10 protein-coding genes and 1 pseudogene are annotated in these 19,026 nt (G+C 48.7%); 4 read left to right on the forward strand and 7 right to left on the reverse strand.

Features of this window, described 5'->3' with window-relative positions; all coding sequences use genetic code 11:
• Positions 1-94: 94 nt before the first annotated feature.
• The 7 genes from ACMXD4_RS14275 to ACMXD4_RS14305 all read right to left on the reverse strand — a co-directional run bounded on the left by ACMXD4_RS14275 (position 95) and on the right by ACMXD4_RS14305 (position 12,789).
• Entirely contained in the window at positions 95-3,598 is a 3,504-nt protein-coding gene (locus ACMXD4_RS14275; RefSeq protein WP_415878533.1) for a response regulator, read from the reverse strand.
• Between the two features lie 16 nt (positions 3,599-3,614).
• Positions 3,615-4,124: a YfiR family protein gene (locus ACMXD4_RS14280; protein ID WP_415878534.1), complete on the reverse strand. Its 510-nt coding sequence runs from the start codon at positions 4,122-4,124 to the stop codon at positions 3,615-3,617.
• A complete protein-coding gene (locus ACMXD4_RS14285; RefSeq protein ID WP_415878535.1) occupies positions 4,124-7,120 on the reverse strand; it encodes a carboxypeptidase regulatory-like domain-containing protein in 2,997 nt (998 codons plus the stop codon). The genes ACMXD4_RS14280 and ACMXD4_RS14285 overlap by 1 nt, the downstream gene beginning before the upstream one ends.
• A gap of 80 nt (positions 7,121-7,200) precedes the next feature.
• Complete coding sequence (locus ACMXD4_RS14290; RefSeq protein WP_415878536.1) at positions 7,201-9,216, reverse strand: EAL domain-containing protein; 2,016 nt, start codon at positions 9,214-9,216, stop codon at positions 7,201-7,203.
• Between the two features lie 43 nt (positions 9,217-9,259).
• Complete coding sequence (locus ACMXD4_RS14295) at positions 9,260-9,682, reverse strand: two-component system response regulator (protein WP_033158109.1); 423 nt, start codon at positions 9,680-9,682, stop codon at positions 9,260-9,262.
• A 308-nt stretch (positions 9,683-9,990) separates the two neighbouring features.
• Entirely contained in the window at positions 9,991-11,379 is a 1,389-nt protein-coding gene (locus ACMXD4_RS14300; protein WP_415878537.1) for an IS1182 family transposase, read from the reverse strand.
• A gap of 234 nt (positions 11,380-11,613) precedes the next feature.
• On the reverse strand, positions 11,614-12,789 hold the full coding sequence (locus ACMXD4_RS14305; protein WP_415878538.1) for an integrase: 1,176 nt from the start codon (positions 12,787-12,789) through the stop codon (positions 11,614-11,616).
• Between the two features lie 427 nt (positions 12,790-13,216).
• On the opposite strand from ACMXD4_RS14305, the pseudogene ACMXD4_RS14310 reads away from it, so the two are divergent.
• From ACMXD4_RS14310 to ACMXD4_RS14325, 4 genes and pseudogenes are all read left to right on the forward strand, one after another.
• Positions 13,217-13,393, forward strand: a pseudogene (locus tag ACMXD4_RS14310) (DUF6538 domain-containing protein); the annotation flags it as partial.
• 39 nt (positions 13,394-13,432) lie between these two features.
• Positions 13,433-14,614: a site-specific integrase gene (locus ACMXD4_RS14315; protein ID WP_415880858.1), complete on the forward strand. Its 1,182-nt coding sequence runs from the start codon at positions 13,433-13,435 to the stop codon at positions 14,612-14,614.
• A gap of 91 nt (positions 14,615-14,705) precedes the next feature.
• The gene (locus tag ACMXD4_RS14320) at positions 14,706-18,092 is read left to right on the forward strand and encodes a hypothetical protein (protein WP_415878539.1); all 3,387 of its coding nucleotides are present in this window, start codon (positions 14,706-14,708) and stop codon (positions 18,090-18,092) included.
• A gap of 368 nt (positions 18,093-18,460) precedes the next feature.
• Positions 18,461-19,012, forward strand: a complete 552-nt coding sequence (locus ACMXD4_RS14325; protein WP_415878540.1) for a tyrosine-type recombinase/integrase — start codon at positions 18,461-18,463, stop codon at positions 19,010-19,012.
• Positions 19,013-19,026 lie beyond the last annotated feature (14 nt).

Below are 19,026 nucleotides of genomic sequence, written 5' to 3' on the forward strand. Positions count from 1 at the left end.
GTGGGCTACCGAATTGTAAGATATTGACGCTGGGCAGGTAAATTAAATTGCATCGTTATCGACCGCACGCTGCAAAGCCGGGGTTAGGCTGGCGTTAAAGTTTTTGCAGCAACTCGCTCAGTTGCGCCAGTGCCTCGTCAATGGCAAATCGGTCGATTTTTTTGGCGATGTCCTCCAGCAAGGGCAAATACTGATGACCGGCCATACCGCGCTGTAATTGCTCCAACATGGCTTCGGCCGCGCCTAGATCGCTTTCCAGCAATCGCGACAATGTCTGTAAATCCGCCGCTATCTCAGCGTCGGTAACCCCTGTCACAAGTGGATCCGAGCCGGGCGCTTGGCTGCTCGCCAGTGCTTGCAAGGCCTCAATTTGCCCGATGACTTGGCGCAAAAATCCTTCCATGTACTGCAAGTGTTCAGCGGGCGGTATTTGATTTTGCTTAAGGACAATATCCACACCGGCGGCGGCTTCGAATAAATCCGTCGCCCCCAGATTGCCGCTAACCCCTTTCAAGGCGTGGCAACGCTCTTCAGCCTGTTTGAGTTCCCCGGCATTGATCAAGCGGCGAATCTCGGCGACCGCATCCGGGTAGTGTTCTTTAAAACGGTATAACTGTTTGCGATAGGCCTCCGGATTACCGCCGATCCGGCGTATACCTTGCACAATATCCAGGCTGGTCAAGGTTTGTAAATCTTCGGGATAATCGGCAGCTTGATAAATCCGCGCCGCCTCCTGGCTCTGTTCGCCGTCGGCCGTGAGCGGAATCCAGGTTGCCAATGCTTTGAATAACCGGTCGGGATCAATCGGTTTCGTAACGTGATCGTTCATACCTGCCTCCAGGCTTTTCTCGACATCGCGGGCCATGGCATGGGCGGTCATCGCGATGATGGGCATAGTTGCAAAACGTTGATCGTTCTCGGATTCTGCCAAGGCCCGAATTTTGACGGTGGCTTGCAAGCCGTCCAGCACCGGCATCTGGATGTCCATCAAGACCGCATCGTAATGATGCTGCCTAACCATGCTGACCGCTTCTTCGCCGTTCACCGCTTCGTCAACCTCAATCTCGTGGCTGCGCAGCAATTCGCAGGCAAATTCGCGGTTGATTTCGTTATCTTCCACCAGTAACAAACGAATCCCTTGCAGTTGTTTGATACCGGCAATATCGGCCCCACCCAATTGCTTAAATTTATCCACCGCCCCAAGCACCCGGCCACGTCCAAGTGCCGACAAAATCGCATCCAGTAAGGAGGACGGCGATACCGGTTTGATCAAAAAGCCATCGATACCGGCCCGGCCCGCCAAAACCATCACATCTTCGCTGCCGTAAGCGGTGACCATGATAATCTTGGGCTGAGGCATCAGGCTGGTGTCGGCGCGAATCTGCCTGATCGCCTCATCGCCGTTCATACCCGGCATTTTCCAGTCCATCAACACCACATCGAAAGGCTGATCAGCCGGCGCGTCCCGCAAAGCTCTCAGCGCCCCGGCCGCACTGGCCGAACAGCTCACCCGTAGCTGAAACGGCCGCAACATATCGCTGATGATTTCCCGGGAAGCCTCGTTGTCATCCACCACCAATACCCGCACCTCGGCCAACAACACGCCTATGCTTTGCTCCAGCGCGTCTTGATGCAGCAAGGTGTCCGTAGCCACGCCCAAGCGCACGGTAAAACAAAAGGTTGTGCCCTGGCCCAGTTGCGACTGCTCGATCCAGATCCGGCCCTGCATCATTTCCACCAGGGTTTTACAGATGGCCAAGCCTAAACCTGTGCCGCCAAAGCGCCGGCTGGTGCCCTGATCGGCTTGGGTAAACTCTTGAAACAGTTTTTTCTGATCGTCTTCCGCCATACCGATGCCGGTATCTCTGACCGATACCCGCAAATCGATAGTGCTGTCGGTTTTGGCCAGGCAATAGAATGCCAGTTCCAATTCACCGGCTTCGGTGAATTTCAGCGCGTTGCCGCATAAATTGGTCAACACCTGGCCGAAACGCAAGGGATCGCCCAACAACACCGGCGGAATTTGCGGATCGTGACGGATCAGAAACTCGATACCTTTCAAGCCGGCTTGGTAACCGATCATGTCAGCCAATTGCTCCACCACGCTATCGAAGCGAAATTCGGTTTCTTCCAGCGCCAATTTACCGGCCTCGATTTTGGAAAAATCCAGAATATCGTTAAGAATCCCCAATAAAGTACGTGCGGAACTGTGGGCTTTTGCCAAATAGTTGCGTTGCGACGCGGTCAATTCGGTCTGCAAAGCCAGATGCAACATACCCAGCACGCCGTTCATCGGCGTGCGAATCTCGTGCGACATATTTGCCAGAAACTGGCTTTTAGTCTGGGTGGCTGACTGGGCGGCGTCCCGAGCCTCTTTCAACGCCAGCTCGGCCTGTTTGCGTAAGGTCACGTCCTCGTAAGTACTGACGAAACCGCCATCGGCTATCGGCCCGCCGCTGATCTCGATGACCCGGTTGTCCAATCTTTGCCGGGTAAAATTGTGCGGCCGAAAATGTCTTATTTCTTCCAGCAATTGCCGCAGTTCGGTATCGGGATCACGGAAACGCAACTGCGGATCGGTTAAATCAAATTGCACGAAATCGGCATGGTCCCTGCCCACTGCCAGCATGCTTTCCGGATAACCGCGTACCTCGCTGAGTTTTTTATTCCAAACCAATAACTTTAAATTGCTGTCAAAGGCTATCAAGCCCTGCGACATGCTATCCAGCACGGTGGCCAGCATTACGCTGTTATGCGCCAATTTGGCGTTAATTTCCGCCAACTCCGTGGTGCGGGCAGCCACGCGCTCTTCCAAACCTTCGTTGATGCTGGCCAATAGTTTTTCGTTTTCGGCAAGCTGCCGGTTCAAAGCCAACAGTTCGCTATCGCGAGCTTCGATGGTGGCTATCATCGTGTTGAAGGCTTGAATCAGCGCGCCCAATTCATCGTTACTCTCTTGTGCGGCGCGCAAGGTGTAGTTCTTTTCGCTGTTGATCGTTTCGACGGTTTTCTTCAACCTGACCAGCGGACCGGACACCACTTGCTGCAAACTGGAAGCCAATAGCAAAGCGAACAGACCGGATAACATCACAATACCCATCGCCGCAGCCAAAAAATCCCGCCATAAGGAATCCAGCTCCGCCAGGCTGGAGGCTATCCAAACCCTTCCCAAGGTGCGGCCGTCCAAGGCTATCGTTTCGCTTATGGTGCAATAGGCATCGTCGAATCGCGGCCGCTCGCTAGCCGAAGGCTCCGGATGTTGCAGCGGACAGGCCAAGCCGGGTTCGTAAAGTGCAAACAGCTGATTGGCACTATCGTAAATACAGGCCGATACCACGCTCTGCTTGACGCTTAAAGCGGCCAAAGTGGCGTTGGCGACGCTACTGTCATTAAACGACAAGGCCACGGTACTGCGACTGGCAATGATGCGGGCCAGAGAACTCAAATCCCGGCCCATATCCTCTTTTACCCGCATGTGTTCCTGGGCAATAAAACCGGCCCCCGCCAGCAGCAGGGACAAGATGCTGGTTGCCAACATGATCAGCACCAGCTTGGTTTTTATGGTCAGATCGCGTTTAAATTCAGCCTGGTTTGTCATGGGATTCCGGAGTGAATTAACGGACGATACGGGCGATTTCCATCAACAAGGCGTTGACTTTTAATTGCGCTCGGCGCACGGCGTCCGGATTGATTTCCAGTTTGATCTGGCCGTTTTCGCTATAAAAACCGATACAGCCGCCGCGGCCGGCAAACCCCTCGGCATCGCTGACAGTTAATATCTGATTGCCGCGCACCTGCTGTATCAAGGCTGGCAATTCCGGCGCGTCATGGTCGATATACAAAATCTGGCAAATCTGCGGGTCGTCTATGCCCGACCAGATTTGCAATAAATGCCCCTTGGTATCGCGGCTGGCCAACTCGCTCAGCAAGTTAACGATAGGTTCGGCGCCGACAATGCAGACATGCAGCGTATCGTTCATCAGCGCCGGCCACTCCACGAACTTGGTGAAATTGAACACATAAGTGGCCTTCGTTTTGGCGTTGACCATGTCGTCGGCAGCGGCGCCGAAACTGCTGAGCAACACCCACAACAATAAACCCGCGCTCACTAGCTTGCCCGGCATCAAAACTCCAGGCGGGCGGTCAATTTCACCGTCAAACTCGGTCCGGCCAGCACAGTCAGCGGCGCCCCCAAATTCGGCGAGGCAAAGTCGCTGTTAAATGCCGCATAATTTTTAAAATCGAATAAATTCAATACATCCAGGCGCAGTTTCATCCGGGTGTCGTGCGGCGTATCGAAACTTTTTATCAGCGCAATGTCGACTTGTTTGTATCCCCACCACTGCCCCGGAAAAATAAAATCGCTACCCTGCGGCGTGAAGGTATCAAAACGGCAAGCACCGCTTGCACAGTTGACGCCGGAGCGGGTGTCCGGGGTCGCCAGCGTCAGCTTAGTGGAAAAAATCAAATCCCACGGCAAATCGACACTGGCGGTTGTCACCAGCTTATGTTTTCTGACCCCGGCGGTATCCAGCCAGCCATTGGTGTGGGTATTGGGATGTTCAAACAAATAGCTGCTGTTATCGAAGAAAGACTGCGGTTTGTTTTCCTCGGAATCGGTAAAGGTGTAGGCAAACGTCATACCCCAGCCGCTGTCTTTGCTGTACGGTTTTTCGGCTTTGACAAATACCGAATTGGTTTTGGTCTGCACACCGTTATCGAACAAAATCAATTGCCCAAAGCCAGGCACGGCCTGAAAGGTACCCCCGAACCCGGACCCGGCTGCGTAAAAGCTGCCGTCGGCATTGCGGCCGCCCAGTAAACCAACCAAACCGTTGTAACTGTGTACGTGCGACACGCTGACCTCGGTATGCCAGTCGCCGAAACGATTGCGCATACCGATATTGAATTGGTCCGCATAGGGCGTGCGCAGATTGTTGCGCATTAAATTGATTTCCCGGCTGCTGCCCGCAGCGGCACCGGTCAGTGCGGACAATTGCGCCGGCGTATAGTTTAAATACTCGGGATTCCAGGCGATGCAATCGACGCCGGCCACGCAATCGTAATTGGGGTCGCCCTGAAAATTGACGCTAAAACTGGGATAACTGCCCTTGGTACGTTCCAGTTGCAACACGTCGTAAATATGGCGGTCGTAGGCTTTAGCGTAACCGCCGAACAACACATGCCGCTGGTCTTCGAATAAGTCGTATGCCAAACCTAATCTGGGCGCAATATTATTGCTGTCCGCCGCGCGGTTAGCGCCGTTACTGAGGTAGTTCTCGATGTCGTAACCCGTATTCGCGTTGTGAATATTACGCCAGTTGCGGAGCGCGCTGCTGACATCGCCGGGCGTGACATGGTTTAGATAGCCGGGGTTGTATTCGTAATCCCAGCGGACGCCCAGGTTCACGCTCAAATGTCGATTAGGGTTCCAATCGTCTTGCAGATACGCGCCGAATTGCGTCACATCGGATTGGGCGGAACCGTCACCGCCGCCGGCCAAAGGCGTTGCCCAACGCACTTGATACGGGTTGCCGGCAGGATTGTTTAAATTTAAGCCGAACTGCGGGTGGTAAGGGTCGCGCTCCACCGCGCCAAGTTCTATCTGTTTGACTTTAGCGCCCAGCTTGACGACATGAGTGCCATGCCAATCCAAACCGCTGAAGGTTAGATCATCTTGAAAACCCGGCCCGCTTTGGCCCTTGTCCTGATAATTGGTCGCGCCGCCGCTATTCAACACACTCCGGCTATTCAGATTACCCCCACTCAAACTGCCATCCAGGCGCCGCAGCTGCAAACCCGCACTTTGCGTAGCCGGCAGTTGCCGCCAATTGGCGTCTTCATAAGTAAACCGGGCTTCGTTGACCCAATGTTCCGCGCTGTATTGATATTTAAAATCCAGGCGTTTTTCGCTGTTACCCTTGGTCAGCGCGTAAGACTCTGAGTTTTCACCGCCAATCCCTAAGGTTTCGGTTTCGTCGCGCAACTTAAAAGACACTTCGATCAAATTACTATCGTTAAGCGCCCAATCCAATTTCCCGAAGAACAAATCCGCCCTGAACGGCCTATTCACCCGACCGAGTTGCGCTTGATACGGCTCGGGTAAGCGGGAGCCGTCACCCGCGCTAATATTGCCGTAATCGTCGTTGAGTTTACGTTCGTATGCCATGAAAAAATGTGCGACATCCTTGGCGATGGGCCCGCTTAAGGTCACCCCGAATTGCACTTGCTCGGTGTCGCGCTTGCCGCCCGCCAGTTGTTCGCTGGGGGTAACGCTGCGCAGATCCTGATTGGTATGATCGTAAAATGTTTCGCCGTGAAAAGTATTGCCGCCGGATTTAGTCTGCACCGAAATTGCCGCGCCGCCGACTTGATCGTACTCGGCCTTATAGTTCTGGCTAATGACCTTATATTCGGCAACCGCCGATTCCGGAAACACATTGCCGCGACTGGAATCCTGGCCGGCTACGCCGCCCCTGACCACATAGTTTTTCTGACTGACGCCGTCGATAAACAAATTGACGCTATCCGGCCGCTGCCCGCCGCTTTGCAAGCGGGTACTGCCATTTTCATCGTTTACCACGTTCACACCGGGCGCCAGATCGGCATAATTCAGAAAATTGCGGTTTACCTGCGGCAAGCGCTGCATTTGCTCGGGCGTTAAATAGGTAGCCAACTCCGCGGAGTTGCCCTCACTCGTCTGTTCGGCGACGCTATTATCATCGCCTAACGCAACGTCTACCAAGGCCACCTGCCCCACTTGCAGCGTCAGCTCTTGACTGTTTTGCTGGCCTTCCAAGCCTAACACCTTGAGCTGGTAACGGCCGGGCTTCAATGCCATCAGCACATAAGAGCCGTCAGCTCGGGAAAAGGTCCGCGTGGAAAACCCCCGCTCCAGGCTGGTGACGATGATTTGCGCGCCTGCCTGAGTGTCAGCGCCTCGCAGCGTGACTTGACCACGAATTGTCGCCGCACTGATGTCGGCCTGCACCGGATGACTCCAACAGCCTATCGTCAGCAGAACGCTGGCGGCGCTTGATAACCGGCTGACCGTAAAACCGACGAGCCTCTGCCAAGTTATCGTCTTGCGCAGAGGATGTTGATTAAAAACCGGCCGCATCTTAAAACTCCATTCCGGCTTTAGTAGCAGAGTTGCCTGGATCAGACTGATTCATGTCCTCCCCCGGATGCACGTTGGATTCAATCATGGCGGGGTGTCCCCAGCGGTGCCGGTTTGCCCAGATAAAAACCTTGCGAAAAATCGATACCCAGCTCAACGACCTTGGCTTGGATCTCCGCACTACCCACAAATTCGGCAACCGTGCGCATACCCAAGCGCCGCGCGGCATCGACTATGACGCGGGCAATCACTTCAGAATCCGGATTGTCGATAATATTCATGATGATGGAGCCGTCGATCTTTAAATAATCGATCTTTAACCGCAACAAATGCACGAAATTGGAATAGCCGCTGCCGAAATCGTCAATCGCAAAATGACAACCGTAGCCTTTCATGCGATTAACAAACTGGCGCACTTCCTCGTAACTTTCGATACCTTCAGATTCGGTAATCTCCAACACAATGCGCGAACCGACGCCGGGCTGAGAGAGCTTTTCGGCAATAAAGCTCACCGTATTGGCATCGATAATATCCTCGACGGTTAGGTTGATACTCATCTCCCCCTCCGACTCGGGCAAGGCTTTTACGACTTGCTCGATGATGGTGCGGGTCAAGGCGGTATATTGCCGAGTGCGTTTTGCCACCCCGAGAAAGCTGGGCGGAATGACATTACCTTCTTCGTCTATCATCCGCATCAGCGCTTCGTATTTCACGACTTTCCCGCTGCGATTGTCGATGATGGGTTGATAAAAAGGCACGATGCGGCCGTCGGCCAGGGCACTGCGAATTTTCTGGCTCCAGTGGATGTTGTCCTTGTAGTGCGACTTGATCTGCATCTGATCGGTATAAATCAAATAATCCCGACGTTCGATCCTGGCGCGCTCCAACGCCAGCGCCGCATGCGTATAAGGACTGTCAGCCCCCGTACAGATGCCAGCTGTCACGCGGATGTTAATCTTATCTTCGCCGCAATCGATCGCTTCCGATTCCAAATGCTTGATAATGCTGTCTATCATTTGCTCGAAACGGCCCGGATCGCCACCGGTTTTGGAGAGCAAAGCAAATAAATCGCCGCCGATGCGGTAAGCCTGCGCATCGGCGCCGCTCATTTTTTGCAAACGCTCGCCAATTTCCAACAAAACTTTATCGCCGTTGCGCAAACCGTAAAAATCATTGATGGCTTTGAATTGATCGATGTTTATCATGCCCAATATCGACGGACCGGCGTCAGCCAAATCCTGCATCAATTTCACCCGGTTGGGCAAACCGGTTAACGCATCCGTGGTCTGTTCCCTAATCAACTCTTCCTGTTTAATCAAATGGGTGACATTAACGCTGGTGGATATAAATTCGCGAATCGAGTCGTCAGCGTCAAGGATGGGGACGATGGTGTTGTTGATGTAAATCACCTCGCCACTTTTAGTAAGATTGCTGTAGGTCCCGCGCCAGATTGCACCGCCTAGAATCGTGTTCCATAACTCCCGATGCAAACCCGGAGCCGCGTCGGGATCTTTGAGAATCCGGCTGGTTTTGCCGATCACCTCCTCGCGGGTATAGCCGTAGGTTTGCACAAACGCATCGTTTACAAAAGTGATGACGCCGTGCGGATCGGTGCGGAATACGATATTAGACACATCGGTGGCATGCCGGTATTCGCTCAGACGTTTCACCCGGCCTTCCAGAGCGCGGCGTAAGCGGCTCAGTTCCAGATGCGTTTTGACCCTGGCCCGTACTTCGTCAATATCAAACGGCTTGGTAATGAAATCGGCGGCGCCCATGGAAAAACCGCGAATTTTTTCGATGGACGCTTCGACTATCGTCACGAAGAGAATGGGTATCCCCGAGGTTCTAGGATCGCTCTTGAGCCGCCGACAAACCTCATAGCCATCCATACCCGGCATTCTGACGTCCAGCAATACCAAATCAGGCGGCGTCGGGCCCTGCGCCAACTCCACCGCACGCATGCCTTCCGTCGCCACCATAATGCCGTAATCGTCCTTGAGTGCTTCGAGTAAGCCGTGAATATTTTCGGGAAGATCGTCTACCACCAAAATAGTCGGCCTGGGATTGAGCGATAGGGATTTGTCTTTGTTCATTATCCAAGGAAATAGTTAGATCAGCGTTGCTTGACCCCAACGATTATAGTCTGCCATAGCGTTTCCGATAGGTGGCTAGCTCCAAATGCAGTCTAACCCGAGCTAGAAGCAACTCAGGCACTACGGGCTTGAGTAAATAGTCGTCGGCGCCCAGCGCCATACCCTTGGCGTCGTCACCGACTTCAGCGGCCGCAGTCACAAAAATGACCGGGATTTCGGCCGTTGCCGGATCATCGCGCAGATATTCCAACACCTGGTATCCATCCATTTCCGGCATTTTTATATCCAGCAAAATCAAATCAGGAGCCGACGCGCGCCGGGCGATTTCCAGGGCTTTTTCACCGGAAGTAGCAGCCATCACCGCATAATCTTGCCGCAAAATATTCAGCAAGGTATGCAAGTTTTCGTGAACATCATCGACGATCAGAATTTTTGGTTTTTCGTTTGAAATACAAATATCGTTCATAGAGCTCCCCCGTTCACTCCGATAGGCCATCGACAAAAGGTGAGTTCACTCTCCAGCAAACTCCTGCGCAAACTTAGACCACGATCCACTGAAGAGCAAAATTCAACAATTTATTTATCCGACAGAACATGGTTAACCTAGGAGCCCGTCGGACTTAAGTTTTTTTAAGCCGAAAATTTGGCGTCAGCCAAATGATCGAAGCCCTCAAGCTGTCGTAAAGTTACTCAGCCGGTCTTGAGAATTGATGTAGACACGCTCCCCTTGGGTTATTCGACGGCATGCAACCCTATCATTGAGTTCGGCGGGGCTTATGCCCCGGCCAGCGCATACATCCGTTTCAGGTTAAACGCCATCGCCACCAGCTTCCATTCCCCGGTTACCGCGTCCAGTCCGCGTAGCGAGAACTGGCGAAAGCCCAGTACCTGCTTGATGATCCCGAATACGGGTTCCACCGTGCATTTGCGCTTGGCATAGCGGGCCTTGCCTTCGCGGGTTTTCAGGTACCAAGCCATGTTTTCCACCGGGTCGCCGGTGTTGGGTTTCGGCGCGTCGGCCGCCAGATATTCAGCCAGGGGCACAGGGTGGCTGTCGCGGCCCATGGCGATCAAAGGTTTGATGCCGCTTCGTTCGCAAGCCTGAACGTTGGCGGCGCTGAAGTAGCCCGTGTCGGCCAGCAGGGCATCGACTTGGCCCAACGTCTCGGGGAGTTTTTTCAGCTCGGCCAACATCGGTTCGACTTGTTGCTTATCGTTGGTCTGTTGCGTGACGCGGGTGGCGACGATCAGCATCGTGTCGGCGTCGACGGCGGCTTGGCTGTTATAGCCTTGCACGAAGCCTTCATGACTGGGCATGATGCGAGATTCTTCGTCGGTCAGGTTGATTTGGTCGTCAGGCTTGGGGCCTATTTCCGGGGCCTTGGGCTCCGGCCCTCTGGGCTTTTTGCCGGCCTGCCGTTGCGTTTCCCGGCGGGCAATCTTCGCCTCATACTCCTTTTGTGCCTGCTCATCGCGCGGCTTGACCCGCTCGGCGATCTGGGTTTTGGCTTCGCGCAGGGCTTTCAATCGGTCTTCACGCCGCGCCAGTTCGGCCGGCAAGTCCAGATCGTCGCGGTCGTCCGCCGCATCGGTTTCGGCAGCCTTTTGTAATAAGACCTGGACCTCGTCCCGCAGCTGCGCTTCCAGCTTTTCGATGTGACCGTGGGACAAGGCTTTATGCCTGGAGGCGTTCGCCTTCACTTTCGTACCGTCCAGCGCAATTTGCCCCAGTTTCACCAACTTCATCGCTTGGGACAGGCTGAGGACCTGGACGAACAGATCTTCCAGCTCGATCAGGAAGGTTTTGCGGAAATGGGCCAGCGTATCGTGGTCGGGATGCGTATCGTGGTCGGGATGCGTATCGTGGTCGGGATGCGTATCCGCGGACAGGAAACGGAACGCCACCGAATCGTAGGTCGCTCGTTCGATCTTACGGCTGGAAAACACGCCGGTGGCGTAACCGTACACCAGGAGCGCCAGCAACACCGAGGGATGATAGGCCACACTGCCGCGTCCCTGGTAACGGCTGGTGAATTGGCTCAGATCCAGTTGCTCGATGACTTCGACAACAAAACGGGCCAGATGAGCCTCCGGCAGCCATTCGTCCACCGAAGGCGGTAGCACGTAAAGTTGATGGCGGTTGACGGGAATGAATCGACTCATCACAGGCTCCGTATATCTGATCTTTTGACCCTCCTTATTTTACCAAACCGATGTCGCGGTTAGATCTACTGCGCTAAAGTCCGACAGGCTCCTAGTACAAGTAAGGGCTGATCGGACGCTAAACCAATGACTAAACTGGATTGTCTTTTAGGGAAGTAACGACCATGGGAAACTCAAGGCCTAGGCCAATAACCGAGAAAACGTATTGCCTCATAGAAAAAGGTAACCGAAGTATCAGAGTCGTTGCCTCACATTAGAGGTAACCTGGACTCGTGAAAAAATGAGTTTCAATTGTTGCTCAATGGCGGCCTTAAGAGCAAATGGATTGAGTTTGGCATGATGTTCCTGGAGAGTCTGTTTGGTGGTTTCCGGAATGTCAGGATGATTGATCACCCGTTGGTAAGGGGTTTGCGGGGCATGGTATTTTTTCACGACTTTGGCGCCGTCTCGGTGTTTTTTCTGAAGTTTCAGACTGGGGCAGAAATGATTCTGCAAAGGACACCCAAGCGTGCTGTAGGCCTCGTTCATCAACGGCACCAGCGCGGCATTATCCAGCCGGTCGTAGCCGAATAATTGCCTGGCGTGAGTCCAGTTTTTCTGCTCGACATGGGCATTGTCGTTTTTCTTGTAAGGCCTGGAGCGGGTAAACGCAGGCTTTTGCGGGTGGTCGGTGAAATAGCGAACCAGGTGATGATTGAGAAATTCAGAACCATTGTCGCAATCGAAGCCTTTCAAAGGGAATGGCAACAGGTTCTCGATGGCCTGAATCTGTTCCAGGATACCTTGCGAGCCTTTATTCCAGGTGGCCCGGCATTCGGTCCAGCCGGTGACGATGTCGGTCATCGTCAGGCTCCAGACGAAATCGCCGGCCAGCGAATTGCCACAGTGAGCGACAGTATCGGCTTCGACAAAACCGGGCTGGGTCTCGTCCCAGTGATGAGTTCGGATGGGAATCTGGGTTTTCAACAGAGACCCGGGTTTGGTGCCGGACAAGCCTTTGGGGTGCTGGACGCGCAAGGGTTTGAGCAAGCGATCCAGGGTCGCCGCCGAAACCTTTAGCAAGTCGGCACGAACCTGATCGGAGAGTGAGCCGTACTGCGCTTCGTAGTGCGGCAGCCAGATCGGTATCGCTGCTTTCAGGCGCTTGCCGCACAGTTGATCGCTAGCGAACCAGATGCGCTTCAATGGCTCCAGCAACACCTCGGCTTGATATTTCCGCTTGGGGCCGGGCCGTTTGCTAGGCGAAGCGATTGGCTTGGCTTTTCGATTCAGCAAACGAATCGCGTACTTACGGGCGTAGCCGCAGACTTCGCAAAACTCGTTTAGGATCGTTTGTTTCGTTGCCCTATCGCTTTGTCGATAGCGCTTTTGGATAGCCTGTAAATAGGCTCGTCGTTCGTGTTTTCCCATGGTGGTAACCCGCTTGATTTCGGTTACACACAATGTGAGGCAACGACCCGTTTTTAATGACCCCTTGGGTTACTTTTAATTTGAGGCAATTCGAAAATACTCGTCCGAATTGCAAAATAACCGTGTATCCATTATCCTAGTCGGGATTGGGTGGTCGCTATCACGGCGACAAAAGCTGATTAAGCTCTGAAGCGATCAATTTCTGAAGCACTAAATCTGCTGATCAGCCCAAAAATGTATTAGGAGAGATGGCCGAGCGGTCGAAGGCGCACGCCTGGAAAGTGTGTATACGGCAACGTATCGAGGGCTCAGGCAGGCATCTCTCTTAACGATTTTAAGCTGTTGATTTTAAATCACTTTCATATGTATCTTGCCAAACGCTTTATAATCTGGTAGGAATTTCTGTAACACAATAAGGCTAATTTTTGTGGGGAAAATACCCTACTTGTTTAGGCGAAACAACGTCTATTACTTTAGAATTCGCATACCCATTGAGCTTCAAGAGTCCCTTCAAGCAAAGGCGATCGTACGGAGCCTAAAAACGGAAAATCGTCACGAAGCCACACCTCTTGCACTTCAGCTCGCAGCAAACTTTGCAGCTGCTCTCTACGATCTAAAGTTAGGCAGAAGTAATCAGATCAGCATGTCGTCGCTGATTGCTCAAGTCCCTGAACAACGCGCCATCACCACTATTGCCTTTACTCAGCCCACTCCAATACTGCCTAAAGCGCCATTGCTATCGCTTGTAGTAGCTGACTTTTTACAACGATACGATCCTAAGAATAAAGCCACGCTGACCAAGCTAAAATCCACCTTACCGATATTTATTGAACTGGTCGGAGATAAGCCTATCACTAACATCCTGCAAGCAGATGTAAATAACTATTTTGATCAGGTTCAAAAGCTACCCATCAGGCATGATGCAAAAATGTTTCGTGGCATGTCCTTAACAAAGATTATTGCCACTCATTCTGGACGTTGTATTGCAGAAGGTACATTCAGAAGTACCTATCGTGCTAGCGTCAGCTTGTTGCTTAATTGGGCGTATGTACATTACAAAGATCAAGGATTTCCGAGTCTAAGCGTGAACGGAGCGGTCTATCGTGGTGATCGTTCGCACGGCATCAACAAGCAACGTGCCTTAACGCAAGACGAAATTAAATTGCTGTTTACTCATTCTCTGATGCGCAAGTACGCTGCTGATGCGAGTAAGGCACATTATTGTTGGTTGCCGTTGATTGGTCTTTTTACCGGAGCACGAATTAACGAAGTCTGTCAGCTCAACCCTTTTACCGACATTCAACAGGATCAAGCAACCAGCATTTGGTACTTCCATTTTACCGATGAAAACGAAGCAGCAGACGGCGTCTCAAAAAGCATCAAAACCCATTCATCGCATCGTATTGTCCCCATTCACTCCAAGCTAATTGCCTTGGGCTTTTTAGATTACGTTGAACGGATCAAAGGCCAAAATGACAAGCATCTTTTTCCAGCCTGGAAACCTAATCACGGCAAAGCCTCTGCGCGAGTATCAAAGTGGTTTATTCGGTATCTTGGCAAGATTGGCCTCAGAGATAAAACCGAAGGCGCACGCTTAAGCGGGTTTCATTGTTTCCGTCATACCTTCATCACCTATGGCATACAACACAAAATTGCCGGTACGTTTGCCATTACGGGTCACGAAACCGATGTAGTGGATGGACTAGGCAAAATATCATCCGTCGCCAAAGGTTACTGGACACAAGCTATCACTGACAACATTTTTGAGAAACAGGCCACGATTGAACGGTTTGATTTTGGAGATTTTTTTGTTCGTCCTGTATAAAAATATAAATACTGTGAGGCGAATATAAAATAATTTTAATAATGCATGAAATAATAAGAGTTTATGTAACGAAAAAGCACCAGGAATAACCATGTCAACTAAAGTATATTTTACAAAGTATACTAGCTTTCAAAATCCAATATCAAAGTTCTATTCTGTAAATAATGGGCGAATAGAAAAGGAATTCGGACTGCCTCTTTATAAAGGCAAAGCAGAGCGAGTAAGTATAAACTTTGAGGATTTCCCTGCCGAATTAAATAGTGCAAAACGAAGTCAAGCATTTGGTTATGGACTTTACGATACAAAATTTCCAGATGAAGTTGATATTGTTGTTACTGGTAAAGAAGAGCCAGAACAAAACGTCATTTCAAGAAGCAGCAAATTTTTTAAATATCGTCAGCTACCCGGTATTCTGATGATAGATCACGATACTGACGAATATGGAAAGGTTTTCACACCAGATGAGTTATTAGAATTATTAGTTAGCATAGATCCTGAAATAGCTCATTCCGCAAAGATTATCAGAGGGTCCGTATCTGCTGGCGTTCATCTTAAAAACAAAAAACCCATAAAGGGATCAGGATTTCATATTTATATTCCTGTGAAGAATGCAAGCAACTTGAAGGAGTACGGCGAATTACTATATAACTATTTATGGCTTAAAGGGCATGGTTATGTAAAACCATCTAGTAATGGCTTACCACTTTACCGAGCACCTATAGATGGTGTGGTTTTTAGAGGTGAACGTATAGATATTGTCGGAAAACCAACACTGATTAATAAAGATGACCTCGTATACAAACAACCAAAAATTAATCATTATGTTGGAAAGTTTCTTGATACTAGCAAATTAAGGCCACTTTCAAAAGAAGAAAAAGAAACGCTAGAAGAAATAAGAGCATCAGCAAAAGAAAAAGTAAAACACATTCTGAGAAAAACTAGAGCTAAATGGAAGAAACAAAAAATTGAGGAGATAATGTATGAATTTGGCATCACAAAGGAACAAGCAAAAAAGTTAGTAGAAGATGTTTTAAAACATGAAGGTAGAATTCATGGTGAATGGCCGCTCTATTTTGATAATGGTAGTATTGTTTCAGTCGTACAGTTATTAGAGAACCCTGAGAAATATGATGGTTTAACTTTAGCAGACCCGATTGACGGGTTAGCAGATAGAAAAAAAGGTAAAGCAAAGTTTTGGTGGAATAATGGAAATCCAATAATCATAAGTCTATCTCATGGTATTGAGAAAATATACAATTTATCAAAAGACAGAAAAAAGCAATACAAGGAAGGTGTGGAACCTTATTATGAGTGTCCTAAGTATATTTCAAGGGAAGAAGCTCAGAAACAAATGAGAGAAGTTGTTTCTGAATGGATGAATAATTCAAATGACCATTTTGCAATTACCGCTCCAGCTGGCATTGGCAAAACTACAGCGATAGTTGAAGAGGTAGCAAAATATGCTGAACATCATTTGGTTGAAATATATGTACCTAGACATGACTTAGCTAACGAAATTAGAGAAAACATCCTAAAAATAAATACAAATCTGAATGTGACGGTAATTCGCGGCAGAGCATATCGAGATGAAAAAAACAAAAACGACTTACCACTTTGTAAAAAACACGAGCTAATTGACTCTATTGCTGGATATGGATATAACATTTACGAAGATGTCTGTATGACATGTCCTTTTGTAAGTGGCGATATGCAATGTGATTATCTTAAGCAATATTCAAATAATTCCCAAGTCCGCATATATACCCATACGCATTTAGCGCTCACTCGTAAGCTTGATACCGACCTTCCAAAAAAAGCAATAGTAGACGAACGATTCTTTACCGATTTGATTGAAGTAAATAAGACAAGAATTCGTCACATTGAGCATTATGTTGACAATAAGTATGGACTTAAAGACGTCATTTGTAATGCTCTACAATACGATAAACCACTACTCAGCGAAATAAGAGAGCATTTCCCTGATAATCTAAATCTTGTTTTCAGCAGAGCCCAAAAAAAACTATCAGAGAACAAACTTCCAGATGTAGATAGTAATACAGATCCTGAAACCATATTAACGCAGATTAAAAATAACAAGATCAGAACAACTCAGTTGTTATCGGTGATGCTTAATCAACTTCAGTCAGAAACTGATATGTTTCCAGAGCGGCAAAAATCTCTTACTGTCAGAAGTATTGAAGATGAAGTGGTCGTCGTTAATCGCAAAAACATAAACCGCTTCCATACAAAATATTCAAAAACTCCTGTGCTATGTATTGACGCAGACTATAGGCAGCAAATCGCAAAAATATTTTTTCATGGTATAAAGAATTTTAGAATAGATGTTGAGAGAAATGCGCACGTAACACAAATTTTAACCACAACGAATGCGAAATCACGTGGCATCCCTAGAAAGAATGCAAAAGATATTGAATCAGATAAACAAGCTAAAAAAAATTACATTAAAAATCTAAATAAGATAATAGAAAATATATATACAGATTATGGTCCGTATTTGTTGATTAGCTACCAATACTTCGTTGGTAACAAAAAGAATGATATTCTGCCTCTTCTAAACACACATAAGGATTGTGAAAAAATTCATTTTGGTGGTCTGCGGGGCATAGATAAGTACAAACATTTACATAATGTCATCGTCATCGGTAGAAATCAGCTGCCTGTACATGAGATTGAATCACAGGCGGCCGCACTATGGTGGGATAGTCAGAAGGAATTAGTATTAACTGGAAAGCCGTTTTTTGAATGTCGTGGTCATCGCATTCGTGATGGAAAAAAATGGGGAGCAGACGTAATGATATGCAAAGACGCACGTGCTCAATTAGTACAGGAATTACATCGAGAATGTGAAACTTTACAAGCCATAGATCGTGTTAGACTAATTCATGCTAAAAACAAAAAAAATGTCTTCATATTATGCAATCTGCCCTTGGACATAACGGTTGATCATATAACAACTCAAAAGGAGTTAATAAAATGGAAATCAGTTATTGAAAAGGCATTATTACGTACCGATAATGGTGTACTACCCCTAAGTGCGGAATATCTAGCGAAACACTTTAGTCATTTATTCACTTCAAAAAGCAAAGTAAAACATGAGATTGAACGTGAAAGTCTTTCCGAGACAATTGAATACCTAAAGGCTTCTAAAAAACAATTAGTATTCAACAATAAAGATTACTACCTATATACTTACAAACTGATAGATGCTGAAGGAAAAGGTAAACAAGGGAGACATCTTAAAGCTTTAGCTCCGCAAGAAATGACGAGCAATCAAGTAAGGAAAAGTTTAGGCCGTATCTTTTCAATGGATATTGAGATTTTAGATTCCACAATGCGTGGTTTAATGGATATTAAGCCTAATATTTCAGAAACTGATGATTATCAGGAACAATACGACAGAAGTGATAAACACTACGACAGCCAACTTGATGTGTATTACATCACTTTAGAAGAATAGCTAAAATACTGCGCAACCCTATATTTATGCATCTTGATTATTAAGTTCAGAAAGCTATATAGATTCCTAATAGAAAAGTGAACTTAATAATTAATTGCATAGGTGTAGGGTTACGCAAAAAGTAGTGATTTCGAGTCTCGAGCTCGAGACTGCTAACAGTTAAAAGTTCCAGTCCAGATCAAAGTCTATGAGTAGTTGCCCATTTATATTATTTAGACGAGTAGCAAATTCACTAGATTGGTGCTTCACTAGATAAGTAACACAATAGCATTTTGTTACTTACTATCTCCTTGAATTTATTGACTAAATAACCTTAAAGCTATACCGTATGTAACAGATTAAACCTATCACCTAATTAAGTTACATATATGAACACAGTCAACGCTGCTAGCAAGTCAGAAATTGACTTGATCCACACGCTACTAGAGAACAAGTTTGGACAGCTCTACGCTGACGTTTGGAAGGTCGGAGTCAATCTGTCGCTCAGAATCAGCGATTTGCTATCGCTGCAATACTCACAGCTCAACATTCAAGACAGATCGTTACAGCTCACTGAGTCTAAGACTGGCAAGCTTAAGCTCATCAGATTAAACTCTGCTGCAATCGCTGTGATTGAACGCAGAAGACAAGAGCACCCTTCAGATTGTTGGTTGTTTCAAGTTCACAGTCGCAGAGCCAAGGACAAGCCGATTAGTCGAGTGTCTGTCAGTCGCGTGTTCAAAGATGCTGGTGATATGGTCAAGTTGAACATCAACACGCACAGCATGAGAAAATCTCGCGGGATGGCAATGTATCGGGACGGAGTGCCGATTGAAAAGATTGCCAAAGTGCTGAATCACAGCAACACGACTTCAACACTTCGTTATCTTGGTATTACAAAAGAAGAAGTGTTACGGACCTACGACGATTACGAGTTATGAGTCTTTTCAATATA

It is taken from the genome of Methylomonas sp. TEB, assembly GCF_047777895.1.
Classification (GTDB): Bacteria; Pseudomonadota; Gammaproteobacteria; order Methylococcales; family Methylomonadaceae; genus Methylomonas.